Origin of the sequence: Bacillus paranthracis (assembly GCF_001883995.1) — a bacterium.
Taxonomy (GTDB): domain Bacteria; phylum Bacillota; class Bacilli; order Bacillales; family Bacillaceae_G; genus Bacillus_A; species Bacillus_A paranthracis.
Window position 1 is genome coordinate 19,242 of the sequence record NZ_MACE01000082.1, and the last position, 15,632, is coordinate 34,873.

Genomic DNA, 15,632 nt, shown 5'->3' on the forward strand with positions numbered 1-15,632 from the left:
ATTCTCCTTACATGTAAAAATCCTCGATGATAGGTTTGTAAAATACACTTAATTTACTCAAAAGGAAAATAATATCCTACGTAATTAAACACATTTGTAAACCCTACATTTTCCACAACTGCGATAGAAGACTTGTTCAATTCCATACAGTCCCAATATGGAGTAATGTCATTCTCCAAACAATCTTTCACAAAACTATGAGCTATCGTTTGAGCTAATTTTCTCCCCTGGTGCTCTTCTATTGTTTCAATATCTATACAGTGTATATTTTCAAATACAAATCCTGAAAAACAAACACTCACAATTAGATCACCATAAACAATGCAATAACCGATTCCTTCATTGAAAAAACAATCTGGTGAAGACCAAAACTCTAAAATTTTTGATTGTAAAAAATCAATGTTCTTAAATGTGTTATTATTATTTTCATAGAGAGCTTTACTCATTTTTAGCACAGTATATCCCTGTTCAAATTTAGGCTCATGATGATTTTCATAATCCTCTTTTCTTAGCATATACACTCTTTGATTCCAACTCTTTAAGTTACGGTGCTGAAATATTCTTTCAATTGTTTTGTTCCACTTTGAATGATTACCGATTCCTTCAAAACAATTTAGTCCAACCTTTTTCGCCTCAGGTTTTATTACATTATTAATAAGATGATTCATTTCTTTATTAAACTCTTCATTTTCAGCATTTCCAATAAAAAAGAAGCCATCATTATTGCCTAACCAAATAAGCCCCGAATTAGGGGAAGATATGTTATCTACAAATATACGACCAGGATTCACCCCTGCAATTACAGCTTTGACTTCTAACTGACCTTGTTCATTTATTAAACTACTACATTTATAAAAATCATTCTTGCTTAATTCAGAAATCATAAGTTAAACCACCTTTCCTAAACCAATCTATTCTAACTTTATCATTCCATCAGAATATTCTCTATTTAATTTAGTATTTTTTGTAAATCAATGTAGTCGGCTTTATATATAGTAAAAAAGAGCCAATCTCCTATGCACTAGAAGATTGACTCTTTCCTTTATTTACTCCCCTGTTTCAGAAAATCGCTTTATACGTTCACCAATTTCATCACGAACACGTTGAAATTCGGACCACTCTTTTCCTGCTGGATCATCAAATCCCCAGTGAACACGCTTCACATGCGGAGGTGTCGAAGGACAAACAGAATCCGCATGACTACAAAGCGTAACGACTAAATCAGCACGATTTAAAATGTTTGCATCAATTATATCTGATGTTTGATTTGTTATGTCGATATTTACTTCGTTCATTGCTTTAATAGCATTTGGATTTACTCCATGTGCTTCGATTCCTGCAGAATATACATTCCACTTATCTCCTAAATATTGTTTGCCCCATGCTTCTGCCATTTGGCTTCGGCATGAATTTCCTGTACATAAAAAGTAGATTGTCTTTTTGTTCTCCATGTTGTTTTCCACCTTTATTTTTAAATTTAGACTGATTGATCATTAAAATATTTACGTTTAAACCAAAAAGCGACGTTTACAAGTGCAATCATGACAGGTACTTCAACTAAAGGACCGATAACAGCTGCAAATGCTGCGCCTGAATGAATACCAAACACACCAACTGCTACAGCAATCGCTAACTCGAAATTATTGCTACCTGCTGTAAATGCTAATGTTGTAGTCACCGGATAGTTTGCACCAATCTTTCTTCCCATAAAGAAAGAAACAAAAAACATTACAATAAAATAGATTAATAACGGAATCGCTATCCTTACCACATCTAGTGGCACGCTAACAATCATCTCTCCTTTTAAAGAGAACATAACGATGATCGTAAATAGCAATGCGAGTAGTGTAAGTGGACTAATTTTAGGTATAAACACCTTTTCATACCACTGTCTTCCTTTTAACTTAACGAGTACAAAGCGCGTCAACATACCTGCTATAAAAGGAATTCCTAAATAGATACATACTGATTTTGCTACTTCTATCATTGTAATATCGACAATAGCACCTTCAATTCCTAACCATTCTGGAATTACGGTTACAAACACGTATGCATAAACCGAGAAAAATAACATTTGAAATACCGAATTAAAAGCCACTAAACCTGCCGCATACTCTTTATCACCATCAGCAAGATCGTTCCAAACAATTACCATTGCAATACAACGTGCTAATCCAATCATAATGAGACCGACCATATATTCTGGTTTATCAGGAAGAAAAATAATTGCTAACACAAACATAAGTACCGGACCAATAATCCAGTTTTGTACTAATGATAAAACTAACACTTTTACATCTTTAAATACTCGGCCCATTTCTTCATAGCGAACTTTCGCTAATGGTGGATACATCATTACAATTAAACCAACAGCAAGCGGAATAGACGTCGTTCCAACTTGTAATGTATTCAGTCCGTCTACTACACTAGGGGACACAAACCCTAAACCAATCCCAACCGCCATCGCTAGAAAGATCCATAGTGTTAAATATCGGTCTAGAAAAGATAAACTTTTCATTTTATTTTCCATCTCCTATTAACAACAAGAATTTTTAGCTACCTCATTTGAAGTCGTGCAACAAGATGACTCTTCAATTTTGTGAACATCACTATGTGCTTTCGTATAAAAGAATTCCCACTCATTCCCATCAGGGTCTGTTACCCAAAACTTATCTTGTACTGCATAGCAACAAGTCGTATCCATCTCATCACGCGCAAAGAAACCTTCTTTTTCTAATCGTTCTTTATGTAATGTAATTTCTTCAGCTGTATCCACTTGGAAACCAAAATGATTTACCTGGTTTCCATTCACCTCATCTCGTACGTTCAGCGTGAAATTAAGCCCTGGCGTCTCTAATAAAAATTTTGCATAATCCGTTTTCACCTTAACTGGTGAAACACCAAATACCTTTTCATAAAATTCAATAGACTTCTCTAAATTCGTAACGTTTATACCAACGTGAACATATCTCATACCTTATTCCTCCTCTTTATATATCATTAATCAATTTTTTTTGATTAATAAATTAAAATTTTAACAGCAGCTACCTTTGCCTGTTTTTCTAAAGATACAGCACAATTCTTCTGATAATAAATTATTCACTTCCGTATCATTTAAATCATAATAACTCCACGTACCTTTTGTTTCTTTTACAATTAAACCTGCGTCTAATAAAATCTTTAAATGATAGGACAACTTAGATTGTGTCATTTCAAAAATCTCTGTTAAATCACATACACACGTCTGGCCTCGCTGACAAAGTTCATACATGATTTCTAGACGTTTCTGATCCGCCAACGCTTTAAACTTTTTCTCATAGAGCTGGAAATCTTGTACCACTGTAGTTCACTTCCCTTCATCAACTTTTTTTGATGTTTATAGTATATACGTAGATGAGTTCTATATGCAACTTGTTAATCAAGTTTTTTTGATTTATCAAAAAAACTTCCTCGCATCATAACTTTGCTACAACTAAAAAAGACCATAGCCTTTTCAAAAATGAAAAATTATGGTTCCTTTTACAACTTAATAGTTACAACATTTCCGAGAAATGGAGTCTCTATAACTGTTTTTAATTTTAATTTGATCATTATAGAGTAGTGCCCCGTCACCCTCAATCTAAGAAAAACAAATACCCCAAAATGAGAAAAATCGATATAACTCTTGTTTTTGCTGCATATTCATAAAAAGCACGTCATCCTTTCTCATTAACATAAGAGAATAGTAATGTGCTTTTTATTTCAAAAATAGTCTAAATCCTTAAGTTGATGGTTGTGGGGCAGGCCCCTAATAAGAACGGTATCTAAGGTTGTATGAGTGGTGTTAGTTCCATTCCAAAGGCCTCAGCCGACGATTAACTCAAGTACCGGTTTCGGATAACCCCCATGTGATGAAGCTCGTGTCCTGCAATGCCGTACGCGAGGGCGCGCGCCGTAATGCTTAGGTTGTTGGCTGTGCCCTTGCGGATCCACGCCTCCGCTGGTAGCCCGCACAGCAATGTAATCGTTGATTGCCGTACGGCCCGGTAATCTTCGGCTAATTGCGCGGTTGTCCAGCTTCCGAAAGGAGGTATGAATAATTCCTGATCGAAACCGGTCAAAGGCGTCTGGTCCCCTCTTGCGAACCGGAGCAGGCGGTAGGTCATAACGCGTTCCGCGTCTGTAATGTGGCCCACGACTTCTTTCAGTGTCCATTTTCCTTCCGCATACCGATATGCGGCCTGGCTTTCGGTCAACGATGCCAGGAGCTCGGTCATTTGCTTTTCTTGGGCGAGCAAAATGTCAATGATATTACCGTCTGGCACCAAACGGATATATTCGCCGGAGCTCCCAGCGTATTCTTCTTCTGACGGTCTTTGATTCATGCGTAGTCACCTCTTTATGTATATATAGAAAATTATAGCACTCGTCTATGTCTAATCAATTCGCGAAATGATAAAACTTCCCTTCTAATAATTGAGGATAAGCAACTATTTAGTCGGTCGCCACACTATCCTGATTCGTTAGCACAATAAGCAACGCTAAACAATAATGCATAAAAATTAGAAGTTATACAATATTTCAAAGTTATTAATATATATTAGATTATTCCAAAACATACATAAATACATTTTGTCGAAACTATTAAAAAGGGAGAATTTCTCTAGTTGGAGAATTAATAATTGTGTTACCAATATGTAAAAATCTCAATTTAAAACTAAAGGAGAACAAAATGGGACAAATAATTGTATCGATGTACCTCTCACTAGATGGTGTCATGGAGGAACCAGCTTGGACTGCTCCATATTTCAATGAAGAAGTGGCAAAGTTTCAATCCAATTTACTGTTTGAAAGTGAAGCGCTTCTACTAGGGCGAGTAACCTATCAAGGTTTTGCAGCTGCCTGGCCTTCTATGACTGATGAAGAAGGTTTTGCTGATAAGATGAACAGCATGCCTAAATTTGTTGCCTCAACAACTTTAGAAGAAACCGAATGGAATGCAAATCTTATCAAGGGTAATATTGTAGAAGAAATATCGAAACTGAAGGAACAGCCCGGTCAGAACCTTTTAATTTATGGTAGTGGTGAGCTTATACAAACATTGATGCAACACGACCTCATTGATGAATATCATTTTATGGTCAATCCCGTTATCGTAGGAAGCGGAAAGCGTCTCTTTAAAACCGGAAACGATACAAAGGCTTTAAAACTGCTCGAAACAAGAACGACCAGTTCAGGTGTCGTTATTCTTTCCTATCAGCCGGAGAAAAAAGAATAATTATTGATAAATTATATAAACAAAAAACTCATCAGAATAAATCCTGCTGAGTTTTTTTATAAGATAATACATATATTAATTTATAAAAATCATACGGGTTAGTACTTTATCAGTCATACCTACATAGGCATCGGATATTCCATATGTTTGTCCTGTTTGGAGAGAGCTCATTAATACCTCCATATCTAGCTGTATATACTCTGTAGCTTTCTTTATTCTTTCATCCTGAAAATAATCAGGTTTGCAATTTTTACAGCCCATACAAAGACAAGGATCCAGAGAGTAATGATAATAATGCCTGTTATCCAATTCTTTGGTTTGCTTGTTATCTGTCTTTCCTCTACCTTTCTTTTACAATCCTCCAACACTTCTTTAGGAATCAGTTTTAATGCCAAGTATACACCTAATGGTACAAGAATCAAATCATCAAGATACCCCAAGATTGGAATGAAGTCTGGGATTAAATCTATAGGACTAAAAGCATACGCAACAACAAGCATTGTAAATAATTTAGCATACCAAGGGACTCTTTCATCTCGATATGCCAAATAAAGTACAAGAAGTTGTTTTTTTTTAGTTTCTAGCCCATTTTTTCATTTTTTGTATGATAGATATTTTTTCTTCTGTTTCTATCGGTTTATTTTGATTCAAATTATTCCTCTCCCATTTTATTACTACGTACATCTTCTCAGAATTGTTCTTATTAACTGTATAATAATTACATAGCTACTATTGAGTCTAATACTTTATTTTAATAAAAACTATTTATAATATAAAACCTAATGATCAGTCTACATTTTATTAATCAATAAATTAGAAAGATAAGAGATAAGAAACACGTTTAAATCAACTAGGTTTAATCTAATCCAGTTTTTAAATGGGAACAAGCATGTGAGGGAGGGATCTCCAGATTTTCGTTCTGGGGTATTCTTTAATTTTAACCTGATAAACATAGGATATGTGTTGTTTTAAAGAAAATAGAAAAAGCGTATTTTGACTAGATAATCAAAATACACTTTTTTCTTTCTTTATTTATTTTGTAAAAGGTGTATAGGTTTAGCCGATAATGATTGTTTTGCTGCTATCCATACAACAATTATTGTTGTTATAACAGATAAAAGTATACCTAAAATGGACCAAGTCATATCTATTTTCATCGGCATTTGGAATAAGAAGCGTAAAGTGATGCCTGAAAAGGCTAGGGCAATTCCAGCGCCAACTAATCCAGCCGATAGGGAGATAATCGTGTTTTCTAATAAGATAGACTTCATCAAATTACTAGAAGACATACCAACTGTTTTCATAATAGCAACATCTCGTGTCTGTTGCATTAAGCGAATGACAACTTGATTTCCAATTGTAAGAACAGCTGTTAAAAATGCGAACAACGCTACAATTGAGAAGAAAGCACTTTGCATTTGAATAATATACTGAAGACTATCGATTGCTGTAGCAGCAATTGAATATGCCATTGCTGAACCAGGAAGTTTTTCATTTAATTCTGTTAATATAGTATTTATCTTTTTAGGATCACTATCTAAGGAATAAGTAATTCGGCTTGGTTTCCCATATGTAGCTAATGTTTCAGTTGGAATACGGATGCCAACGGTTTTAACTACACCAGATTTAAAGAAACCTATAATTTCGCAGTTTACTAATTCATTTCCAATTTGAATGTCAACTGTATCACCGACTTTTACACCTAATTTCTTATAGCTGTCCAAAAGAATTGCTTTTTTCCCCTTTGCATCCGATAGAGCTAAATCACGCCCTTCAGATATCATATAGGATCTAGAGTTAAGAGAGGTATCTACCCCTTCTATTGAAATTTTAGTTGAGCTAAAAAATTTATCATCTTTTATATTTTTCATGAATATAGATGCTGCGTCCACTCCGTTAATATTTTGGAGTCTTCCATCTAATTGATAACCTTTTTTCGATCCTTTTATGTCCTTAATAGATTGTAGCTGCTTTTCAACGTTCCCTTCGTCATGAATGGAACTTGTAATAAGGATATTTCCCATTGCCTCTCTTTCCAATTGACCTTGAACTGACTCAATTAAATTGTCTGCAAATACATGACTAGAGACAACAGAAACAACACCAATAGTTAAGGTAACTGCCAATAAACCATTTCGTTTACTTGTAGTAGCCATGTTGTGTAAAGCAAGAAAGAGGCTTTGTGGCATTATGCTTTTCATGGCGCCAATTAATCTGAATAATAAAGAATATATAAACCCTATAAATCGGACAAAAGTAAAAATAAATAACAGAACTGCAGTTGTAAGTAAAAGAGCAAGAAACCACTTAAAGACTGCGTTGCCATTTGTATTTGTTGTGAAAGCTATATTGTAAACATAAATAGAAAGAATGCCACAAGTAAATATAAAAAGTTGAAATTTCTTTTTAAATGGTAAAGCATAATTCACACTTGTGTTCTCAGTATCACGTAACATTTGAAGTGGTGATACACACATTCCACTTTTTACTGGTATCCAAGAAGCTAAGAAGGTTACAATTAATCCCACAATAATTGTTGTAAAAATTACGGACCATGAAATTCCCCAATGTAGCGGTAGTGAAAGCACGTCTGCTAGATAGGACGTCAGCCAAACACTAGCTAATAAGCCGAGTACAATCCCACCAACTGTTCCGAGAATCGCTAGCCATAATGCTTCTAATAGAAAATATCGAATAATATATTTAGTTTTCATTCCTACGGACTTCATAACAGCGATATCATGCGTACGTGAAGCAATAATGACTTTCATTGTATTAGAAGTAGTAATAGCGGCAATTCCAAGAGCTAATATACTGAAAAGCTGAAGAAATGGTAACAACATCCGTAAATCTTTCTGTTTCTCTAGCTCCTTATCCTGAACATCTATTACACTACTTTGTGGTAATTGTTTTTGAATATTCTTTTTAAAAGAAGAGATATTAACATTTTCATTTAATAAGATTAATGCTTCATTAATTGTGCCTGCAGGTACATTTAAAAGCTGCTGTGCTTGATCTAAATGTAAATAGGCAGTTCCAAAAATTGAAGCATCGCCATAGGATTCTTGGACACCTTCTACTAAACCACTAATTTTATAAGAGGTCATTGCCCCAGTAGAACGGTTAGGAATCTCAACTCTATCTCCTACTTTGACTTGCAAACGGTCAGCTGTATTTTTGGAAAGTAGTAGTTCATCTTTATGTAAAGTACGAATATTAGGAAACAGATTATCACCAAAGAAAGGATAGTGGTTCGTTTCAATTCCCTTTACAATTAAACTTGTTGTTTTCCGATCAGATTTGACCATACTTTGACCTAATAAAGAAGTTGTGAGCGCTTTCTGTTCTTCTTTAGGAATGGAAGAAATAAGAGTTTCGCGATCCATCGGTTTTAAATAGGATTGAACTGACACATCCCCTCCTAAAAGAATTTTAGAGGATTCGTGAATAGATCGCGGAACCAGCTCTACCAACATAGACATAGAAAAGAAACTAGCTACTCCTATTAAAATACTGAACACAGTAAAAAAAGTTCTTAAACGATTACGTGCTAAACTACGTAGTGCAGATTTTAGTAGCATGGTGTTATGCCACCTTCTTGCTCACTAGATTTTGTATGGTCGTTAAAGGTTTCTTGAACGAGGAGGCCATCTTCCATTTTTAAAACACGATCTGAAAGTTTTGCCACATGCGTATCATGTGTAGCAATAATAAACGTCATCTGGAGTTGGTCACGTAGTTGAAAAATTAAGTCCAAAATATTTTTTCCTGTTTTGGAATCTAAGTTCCCAGTTGGTTCATCAGCAATAACAATGGCTGGATTATTTACTAATGCACGAGCAATTGCTACACGCTGTTGTTGACCTCCAGATAGCTGGCTTGGTAAATGATGATATCGTTCTTTCATCCCAACAAGGTCCAACATTTCCCTAGACTTTGTTATCATTTCTTTTTGGCTTCTTACTCCAGCGCACATAAGTGCCATCATAACATTTTCTTGAGCGGTCATTGTTGTGATTAAATTATACGATTGAAAAACAAAACCAATCTTTTTTGCACGGAAATCAGCTAGCTTTTCTTCTGACATGGAGGTAATATCTTGTTGTTCAATAATAATACGTCCTTCGGTAGGGGTATCCAATGATCCCAGTATTCCAAGTAGTGTGGATTTTCCGCTTCCACTAGGACCAATAATACTAACAATCTCTCCAGAATAAAATTTAGTGCTAAGCCCTTTTAAAATTTGAATTGTTCCTGCTTCGGTTTCATAAGCTTTCTTGATTTTTTCTACTTGAAGGATGGTTTGTTTGTTTATCATCCTTTTCCCTCCCGGCCCTTTTAAATTTTAATGTAAAGACAACTATTGTTCTAATTAAAACTATAATTATTACAATAATGGCACCTTTTGCATTTCCCCATGTGAACGAATCTAGCGATGTGAATAAATAGATGGTATATCGAAGAATGAACCAGATAGCAGTGATAACTGAACAAAAATATATACTAGCATATGTAAGAAATGCTATTTTATAGTGCCTGTTCATCCTCTTAATTGTATCATTAAATTGCTTTCGATAATCAGGCTTGAAAAAAAAGTATCCCAGGAGACCACTTTTCACCAATTGGAAGGTTCTAGTATGCAAGTTTGCAATTCCTAGAATGTCAGTAAGAACCCAAAAACCGTCATATTGTAAAAATGGATATAAGTTATATAGAACTGTAATGAGTATGAATTGATTTGCTACAAAAAATTCCTGGAATCCTGAAATAAAATAACACAACTCAAATAATATAAATATCCATAATTCAAAGTAAATTCCGCCCAGGTCAATAACTACTCTTTGTCGTCTAGGCAATCGCCAGGTATCACTTAAATCAACAAATAAAACAGGCCGCATCATATAAAGACCCATTCCGACGTCTTTAGGTTGTATTTTATATCGATAAGCAGCAACTATATGACCAAGTTCATGGATAATAATAGAAAATAATAGCAGCAAAATTGCAATAGTAAATTTATAAACGGATCCAAATGTGTTTGATATATTTTCAGTATTAGCCTGAAAAAAATAATGTATTAGACTTATACTGAAGAAAATACTAAATAAAACAAATACGCCCCGAAAGAATAAGAATTCGAAATATTTGGATGCCTTTTTTAAGTAAGAAGCGTGGAATATTGCTATTCTAAATGTAATTGCAGAGTGATGAGATGCTTTTTTTTCAGAACCAACTAAAACCCCTTTTGGTAATAGATGTTCATTTATCAGTTCTGTTAACTCATTTATAGTAATATTGCCATCGTGATTCGTTTGTACCATTGTACATATATCTCCTATGGATGTGGTTCCATCCATATAATTGAATAAATTTCTCAGTGATTCAGTGACTTTTAATTGTAATCCGTTATCAAATTTTATTAAATAACGAGGCCCCTCCTCCCAAACATCCATATTATAAACTTCGTATGGAATTAACTTTGGAAAGATATTTTGCGATGCTGTCAAATTGATCACATCCTTTAAGAGAAAGTAACCCCACAATGGTGAAGGTATTTGTGGAGTTATATCTTTTTATTTAATTAGTTCTAAAAAGGCAGTTTCATTTTTCTTAATATAAGTCGAAATGGTTTGATGTGAATCATTACAGTAAGGTTTATTAATGGCACCATTTCGCATTAAATTAGCATAAGCACATCCTCCACCACAAAATAGTGAGATACTACAACTACTACACTGTTCGGAGTCAGTAATATCTTGATCCCAAATAGCATGCTTATCAGCATCTAAATTGTATTCAGGAAAAAAGGAACCCACTGCAGTTTCTGGCTTACCTACGGCCTCAGGACAAGCGTATATTAAACCTTCTGCACCAAATGCATAGAAACGCTGTTCTCTCGCACTACATTCTTTAAAATAAGGTAAACTATGCATGACAGAAGAGCAGGAATCAAGTTCACTTACCTTCTCCCAGTCAAAAGTTCGTATGGCTTGACGGATTCTAGAAGTACGAATGTTAAGGTCTGTACCCAGTTTTGCGTTAAATTTATCCATAAATTCTTCTAAATCTCCGAAAATATTATAAATTTCGGCGAGTAATTCATGCTCTGGAAGGTGATTTGGTAGATTATCTCCGTAATGATCAGTAACAGGAGATACCTGCCAACCAAAATTAGGATAAGTATTCCAATGTTGATCTTCGATAAAGGTTGCTAATTCTTTTACATATGCAAGATTATCTTTATTCACATTAGTACGTAAGCCTACTGCGAAACCACGCTCTAATGCCAGTGAAATATTAGCAGCAATTCGATCGAATGTTCCTGTGCCACCAGCTGTAATACGTCGTTGATCATGAATATGTTTCGGTCCATCAATAGAGATTTGAAAATAATCCCAGTTCTCTTTGTAAGGCTCTAGAAAATCTAAGAATTCATGCAAGAATGTACCATTTGTAATGGCGTACATACGAAAACCGTATTCTTCTATTCCACGTTTAACAACTTGTTCAACTGTCTTTCGAGTTGTTGGAAGCAATGGTTCACCACCATATAACATCATGCGGTGGGTTGCATTCTCAAATCGACCACGTTCATTCTCCATAGACAAAATGTTATCAACTGCTTGGAACATTTTGTCTACTTCAGCAGGGGTTAAAGTATGTGAAATTTTATGTATTTCATGACCTTGGTAACAATAAGGACATCTAAGGTTACACATATATGTTGTGCATACGTTGAATGTAACTCCGGAATTACTATTTGCTAAAGATTCAGTCATCCGATCACGAATAATAGTAAGTTTATTTAATTCTTCATCACGGTCATTAAAAAGATAGCCACGTTTTGTTAAAAATGAGAGAAGTTCTTCTAATTCAGGATAAAGAGTTAATTTTTTATTACGCTTAATATCATCTAATACTTTTTTTATGTCTGTATTAATTACATCGAGTGCGCCACTTAGTGAATTGATTAGAACGTAATTTCCATCAGATAATTTATATGTTGAATTATAGGTACTTGCTATCATAGCTTAGTTCCTCTCCTTATATTGAAATCTCTTCTTTAATAGTTTTTAAATATTCGAAAACCTTTTTATCTGTTTGTGGACAGTTTGGTTGATTCAAGTTCCCATGAACTATAAGAGCTTCAGCAGCACACCCTCCTCCACATATAGGTGATGAGGCACAAGATTTACATTGTGGAATGGTAAAGGAATTGAATTGTTTCCACTTTTCCCACTTCCAATCTTGGCGAGAGAATTTAGGGAAATAATCGCCGATTTTGAACTCTGATCTTCCAACTAAATCAGGACAAGCATATATATGGTTATCAGGTCCAAATACAACTCGTTTCCCTTCAGCAGATTCACAATAGACTATATTGGGAACAACCATTTCAATTTTATTTTTTAATTCTGAATCTAACTGCATAATTGGTTTAAAGAAACGGTACATATCAGCTCCGAAGTTAAGAGATTTTTGTTTTTCTAATTTTTCAAAATCAGGAATATTTCTTTGTAATTTTTTTACAATTTCATAACCCTTCATTAAATCTTCTCCTAAGCCTTTACATGTATGATCTGTGACAGGCGAAAAAGAAATTGAGAAATTTTCATTTTCAAATAACTTGTTTTTTTTGTAATAGTCTACAAGAAGTGAAACATAATCAATATTTGTTTGGTCTATATTGACTCTTACAATGGTACGAATGCCATGATTAAGTGAATCACAAATACCTTTTTGAATTTGATCAAATGTACCTTGACCTCCCGTCATAATACGTCGTTGATCATGAATATTCTTCGGTCCATCAACTGTAACCATAATACTCAGTCGATCACGGTAGTTTTGGAAAATCTCTACAAAAGAAGAAAGGTGATAGCCATTGGTATTGCAACCAATTTTGAAGTTACGCTTAACAGCTTCTTCACAGATTTGTTTGACTATTTTTTTAGTAAAAGGAAGGAGTGGTTCGCCTCCAAAAAGGTTAATCATACCGATTTTATAACCACTTTCTTTATGAAAGATGTCTATGGCTTGCATAACTGCTTGGAGTTGTTCTTCGGTTAAAGCTGTTATTTTCTCATGAAGGCTATGGCTTTCAAAACAATATGGGCAACGAAAGTTACATGTATATGTAGGGCAAATAACATACTGCATTTCATTTCCAGCGTCTACAATATTTTTAGCCTGCCATAGTCTATGGTCCCGATCCTCTGTGTTCTTAAATACGTAACCTCTATCAATTAAAATTTTAGTAGCATTTTTCTCTTCGTTAGTTAAATTTTTATAATCTATATATAACAATGTATCGATAAAATTAATTAAGTCATGAGAAAAAAAATCTACAGCACCAGTTAAGGTATTAATCATTAGAACTTCCTCGTTTAAAGGATATCGTAAATGATACTTGTTAATAATCATCAAATCACCCTTGTATAATTATTTTCTGTTCTTGCTAGGCAAGAACAGAAAATAATGAATTTAGTAACTAAGTTTATTAAAAGGTATAAGTATTTCGAGTGTTTATTTACTGTAAGTATAAATTAGATTTGGAAGCAACAATTAAAGCAGCAATTATCACAACAAATTGAGCAGTTGAAGCATTTCATTTCATCCCTGTTTTCAAGTGTTTCCATTTGATCAGCTAACTTTGTCCAAAGCTGTTCATTGTCATTAACTGAACGGATTTTAAAAGATTTTTTTTCCATTTTTAAATCCCCCTCTATTATAGTTGCTTTGTTTTCATATAAAATAAAATGAAAGTGGATTCTGATATAAAATAGCTTTATGAAAATAAGTTGATAAACATTGAAAATTACTTTGCTATACCAGAAAGCTTCCATTATTTGGAGCCGGCTCAATAATTATAATAAATGGAATCATATGTAATTAGCAACTTCAAAATTCGGAATATTTCGTGACAGATTTTTCAGATATTAAAGTATAGAAATGGTGTTATAAAGCTCACAAACATTCAAAAATACATACATAAAGAAATTCGTTCTCCTGAAAGAATAAGAGTAACCTGAACTATCTACAGAAGGGACGGATTGTATGATAACCTTTTTTTCATGAGTTTTGTGGTTTATCATTTGTGCCTCATATTTCTACTTTTTCACGTGTAGGTGCTTGGTTTCGAGAAGAAGGCATTCCTCTGCTTCACGAACAGGTACTAAAAGAAATGCATCGTGATTGATTCCTTGTGCTTTAATTAAAAGTACCGCCACTGTACCTACAAAACAACAATTGTGTGATAATTATCCATCATTATATTGTTATCCCCATAGCAAAGTATCATTTCATTCTACTATGAAGCATTCCTCCTCTTTTTTAGATAGAAAAAGAGAGTCCCTTTATAGGCACTCTCTTTTATGTATATCCTCTATGTTTAATCGATTACGATTTCATGCATATTTAGCATGTTTAACTTTTCTTTATAAAAACTCAGTACTTTTTGAGCATGTTGTATAGTCATTAATCTATCTTAAACAGTAAGTGATTCAAAATACGGATAAACGAATATCTGTAGCATAACCATTTAGCTGCACGCACTGTTCTAAAATCAATGAGGATTCCTCATCTAATTTCCGACACGATTTGTGCAGCATTAAAAGGTTATGAGTTTTTGGGACTGTTCTACCATTTAGTGCAATCTTATGTTCCATAGTTACGGTACGACTAGCACGTTCTAGAAACTCTTCTGGCCCATACACTAAAAAATCAACTGGTGTTTCCATAACATCGTAAATACCCCAATTGATACGATTAATGACTCCCCTTTTTCTTGCTCCTACACCTTCTACAACAATACAGAGATCAAATTCACTGTCTTCATTTGGTGTGCCATATGCATGAGAGCCAAAAAGGATGATTTTTTGGACAGAAGACACAGTTTCACGAATCTTTTGAGCCAATAGGTCCAATTCCCTTTGTACTTCTTCGTTAATCCGAATCACTCCTCGGATAAAGTAATTATATTGACGTTTAAGTATATTATACATGCGTTGCTCTTCTCCTTGCTATTACATATTTATTTTTATATTGTTCTCTTGTTTCCCAACGTTCTGCAATGCTTGATAACATTCGTATACCTGCTTAAAATCCTGTAAGAATCCATCATCAGAGATACTATGAAATCCTTTGAAGTTCTTTCTACACCAATATAAGAGATCAAATTCATCCTTAGCTAAAAAAGAATCTGGATTGAAATGAATAAATGCCTCTGCTATACAAGCCAGAAGCAATGGTATCATTTCAGCATCCTCTTTTGATAAATCCAGTACAGATACAACGGGGTATACTGCTTATATTGATAGTATTGTGGCGGTACCCCACATCCATCAACTTGAAGGCTTTATAATGCCCCTAAAAC

14 protein-coding genes and 5 pseudogenes are annotated in these 15,632 nt (G+C 34.3%); 2 read left to right on the forward strand and 17 right to left on the reverse strand.

The genetic code is table 11. The features are described 5' to 3' along the window. Positions 1-53: 53 nt before the first annotated feature. From BAQ46_RS26875 to BAQ46_RS26905, 6 genes are all read right to left on the reverse strand, one after another. Positions 54-884 carry a GNAT family N-acetyltransferase gene (locus BAQ46_RS26875; RefSeq protein WP_071743163.1) on the reverse strand — a complete coding sequence of 277 codons (831 nt, stop codon included), beginning with the start codon at positions 882-884 and terminating at the stop codon, positions 54-56. 162 nt (positions 885-1,046) lie between these two features. Then, positions 1,047-1,451 carry an arsenate reductase (thioredoxin) gene (gene arsC, locus BAQ46_RS26880; protein WP_070806463.1) on the reverse strand — a complete coding sequence of 135 codons (405 nt, stop codon included), beginning with the start codon at positions 1,449-1,451 and terminating at the stop codon, positions 1,047-1,049. 26 nt (positions 1,452-1,477) lie between these two features. Continuing rightward, positions 1,478-2,518: an ACR3 family arsenite efflux transporter gene (arsB, locus tag BAQ46_RS26885; RefSeq protein WP_071743165.1), complete on the reverse strand. Its 1,041-nt coding sequence runs from the start codon at positions 2,516-2,518 to the stop codon at positions 1,478-1,480. Between the two features lie 18 nt (positions 2,519-2,536). Then, positions 2,537-2,974 carry an ArsI/CadI family heavy metal resistance metalloenzyme gene (locus BAQ46_RS26890; RefSeq protein ID WP_001271026.1) on the reverse strand — a complete coding sequence of 146 codons (438 nt, stop codon included), beginning with the start codon at positions 2,972-2,974 and terminating at the stop codon, positions 2,537-2,539. Positions 2,975-3,034: 60 nt separating this feature from the next. Further along, positions 3,035-3,340, reverse strand: a complete 306-nt coding sequence (gene arsR, locus BAQ46_RS26895; protein ID WP_001982246.1) for an arsenical resistance operon transcriptional regulator ArsR — start codon at positions 3,338-3,340, stop codon at positions 3,035-3,037. A 514-nt stretch (positions 3,341-3,854) separates the two neighbouring features. Next, positions 3,855-4,364 (reverse strand): DinB family protein, encoded by a 510-nt coding sequence (locus BAQ46_RS26905; protein ID WP_016717942.1) that lies wholly within the window; start codon positions 4,362-4,364, stop codon positions 3,855-3,857. 347 nt (positions 4,365-4,711) lie between these two features. Here BAQ46_RS26905 and BAQ46_RS26910 point away from each other — a divergent pair, with 347 nt between their 5' ends. Then, positions 4,712-5,257 carry a dihydrofolate reductase family protein gene (locus tag BAQ46_RS26910; protein WP_048555284.1) on the forward strand — a complete coding sequence of 182 codons (546 nt, stop codon included), beginning with the start codon at positions 4,712-4,714 and terminating at the stop codon, positions 5,255-5,257. 87 nt (positions 5,258-5,344) lie between these two features. Here BAQ46_RS26910 and BAQ46_RS26915 read toward each other — a convergent pair. From BAQ46_RS26915 to BAQ46_RS30845, 8 genes and pseudogenes are all read right to left on the reverse strand, one after another. Further along, positions 5,345-5,509, reverse strand: a pseudogene (locus BAQ46_RS26915) (IS4 family transposase); the annotation flags it as partial. Next, on the reverse strand, positions 5,470-5,757 hold the full coding sequence (locus BAQ46_RS26920) for a YkvA family protein (protein ID WP_016717945.1): 288 nt from the start codon (positions 5,755-5,757) through the stop codon (positions 5,470-5,472). The pseudogene BAQ46_RS26915 and the gene BAQ46_RS26920, both read right to left, overlap by 40 nt. A gap of 528 nt (positions 5,758-6,285) precedes the next feature. Then, positions 6,286-8,838: an ABC transporter permease gene (locus tag BAQ46_RS26925; protein ID WP_061130814.1), complete on the reverse strand. Its 2,553-nt coding sequence runs from the start codon at positions 8,836-8,838 to the stop codon at positions 6,286-6,288. Beyond that, positions 8,829-9,575: an ABC transporter ATP-binding protein gene (locus BAQ46_RS26930; RefSeq protein WP_000608860.1), complete on the reverse strand. Its 747-nt coding sequence runs from the start codon at positions 9,573-9,575 to the stop codon at positions 8,829-8,831. Before BAQ46_RS26930 ends, BAQ46_RS26925 begins: the two co-directional genes overlap by 10 nt. Then, positions 9,523-10,764, reverse strand: coding sequence for a zinc metalloprotease (locus tag BAQ46_RS26935; protein WP_000127304.1), 1,242 nt, complete (start codon positions 10,762-10,764; stop codon positions 9,523-9,525). The genes BAQ46_RS26930 and BAQ46_RS26935 overlap by 53 nt, the downstream gene beginning before the upstream one ends. A 66-nt stretch (positions 10,765-10,830) precedes the next feature. Then, a complete protein-coding gene (locus BAQ46_RS26940; RefSeq protein ID WP_071743169.1) occupies positions 10,831-12,285 on the reverse strand; it encodes a radical SAM/SPASM domain-containing protein in 1,455 nt (484 codons plus the stop codon). 16 nt (positions 12,286-12,301) lie between these two features. Then, on the reverse strand, positions 12,302-13,630 hold the full coding sequence (locus BAQ46_RS26945) for a radical SAM/SPASM domain-containing protein (RefSeq protein WP_249024571.1): 1,329 nt from the start codon (positions 13,628-13,630) through the stop codon (positions 12,302-12,304). A 173-nt stretch (positions 13,631-13,803) separates the two neighbouring features. Next, positions 13,804-13,968 carry a hypothetical protein gene (locus tag BAQ46_RS30845; protein ID WP_000412664.1) on the reverse strand — a complete coding sequence of 55 codons (165 nt, stop codon included), beginning with the start codon at positions 13,966-13,968 and terminating at the stop codon, positions 13,804-13,806. A 353-nt stretch (positions 13,969-14,321) separates the two neighbouring features. On the opposite strand from BAQ46_RS30845, the pseudogene BAQ46_RS30255 reads away from it, so the two are divergent. Continuing rightward, positions 14,322-14,485, forward strand: a pseudogene (locus BAQ46_RS30255) (ISNCY family transposase); the annotation flags it as partial. Between the two features lie 163 nt (positions 14,486-14,648). On the opposite strand, the pseudogene BAQ46_RS31775 reads toward BAQ46_RS30255, so the two are convergent. The 3 pseudogenes from BAQ46_RS31775 to BAQ46_RS26960 all read right to left on the reverse strand — a co-directional run. Beyond that, positions 14,649-14,913: pseudogene (locus tag BAQ46_RS31775) on the reverse strand (HEPN domain-containing protein); the annotation flags it as partial. Then, positions 14,890-15,261, reverse strand: a pseudogene (locus tag BAQ46_RS31265) (nucleotidyltransferase domain-containing protein); the annotation flags it as partial. The pseudogenes BAQ46_RS31775 and BAQ46_RS31265, both read right to left, overlap by 24 nt. Before the next feature lie 21 nt (positions 15,262-15,282). Then, positions 15,283-15,596: pseudogene (locus BAQ46_RS26960) on the reverse strand (hypothetical protein); the annotation flags it as partial. Positions 15,597-15,632: the final 36 nt, after the last annotated feature.

What these genes read in the sequence shown, in the direction of transcription:
- BAQ46_RS26875 (WP_071743163.1), bottom strand. Translation starts at nt 884, where the DNA reads ATGATTTCTGAATTAAGCAAGAATGATTTTTATAAATGTAGTAGTTTA.
- arsC (WP_070806463.1), bottom strand. Translation starts at nt 1,451, where the DNA reads ATGGAGAACAAAAAGACAATCTACTTTTTATGTACAGGAAATTCATGC.
- arsB (WP_071743165.1), bottom strand. Translation starts at nt 2,518, where the DNA reads ATGAAAAGTTTATCTTTTCTAGACCGATATTTAACACTATGGATCTTT.
- BAQ46_RS26890 (WP_001271026.1), bottom strand. Translation starts at nt 2,974, where the DNA reads ATGAGATATGTTCACGTTGGTATAAACGTTACGAATTTAGAGAAGTCT.
- BAQ46_RS26905 (WP_016717942.1), bottom strand. Translation starts at nt 4,364, where the DNA reads ATGAATCAAAGACCGTCAGAAGAAGAATACGCTGGGAGCTCCGGCGAA.
- BAQ46_RS26910 (WP_048555284.1), top strand. Translation starts at nt 4,712, where the DNA reads ATGGGACAAATAATTGTATCGATGTACCTCTCACTAGATGGTGTCATG.
- BAQ46_RS26920 (WP_016717945.1), bottom strand. Translation starts at nt 5,757, where the DNA reads ATGCTTGTTGTTGCGTATGCTTTTAGTCCTATAGATTTAATCCCAGAC.
- BAQ46_RS26925 (WP_061130814.1), bottom strand. Translation starts at nt 8,838, where the DNA reads ATGCTACTAAAATCTGCACTACGTAGTTTAGCACGTAATCGTTTAAGA.
- BAQ46_RS26930 (WP_000608860.1), bottom strand. Translation starts at nt 9,575, where the DNA reads ATGATAAACAAACAAACCATCCTTCAAGTAGAAAAAATCAAGAAAGCT.
- BAQ46_RS26940 (WP_071743169.1), bottom strand. Translation starts at nt 12,285, where the DNA reads ATGATAGCAAGTACCTATAATTCAACATATAAATTATCTGATGGAAAT.
- BAQ46_RS26945 (WP_249024571.1), bottom strand. Translation starts at nt 13,630, where the DNA reads ATGATTAATACCTTAACTGGTGCTGTAGATTTTTTTTCTCATGACTTA.
- BAQ46_RS30845 (WP_000412664.1), bottom strand. Translation starts at nt 13,968, where the DNA reads ATGGAAAAAAAATCTTTTAAAATCCGTTCAGTTAATGACAATGAACAG.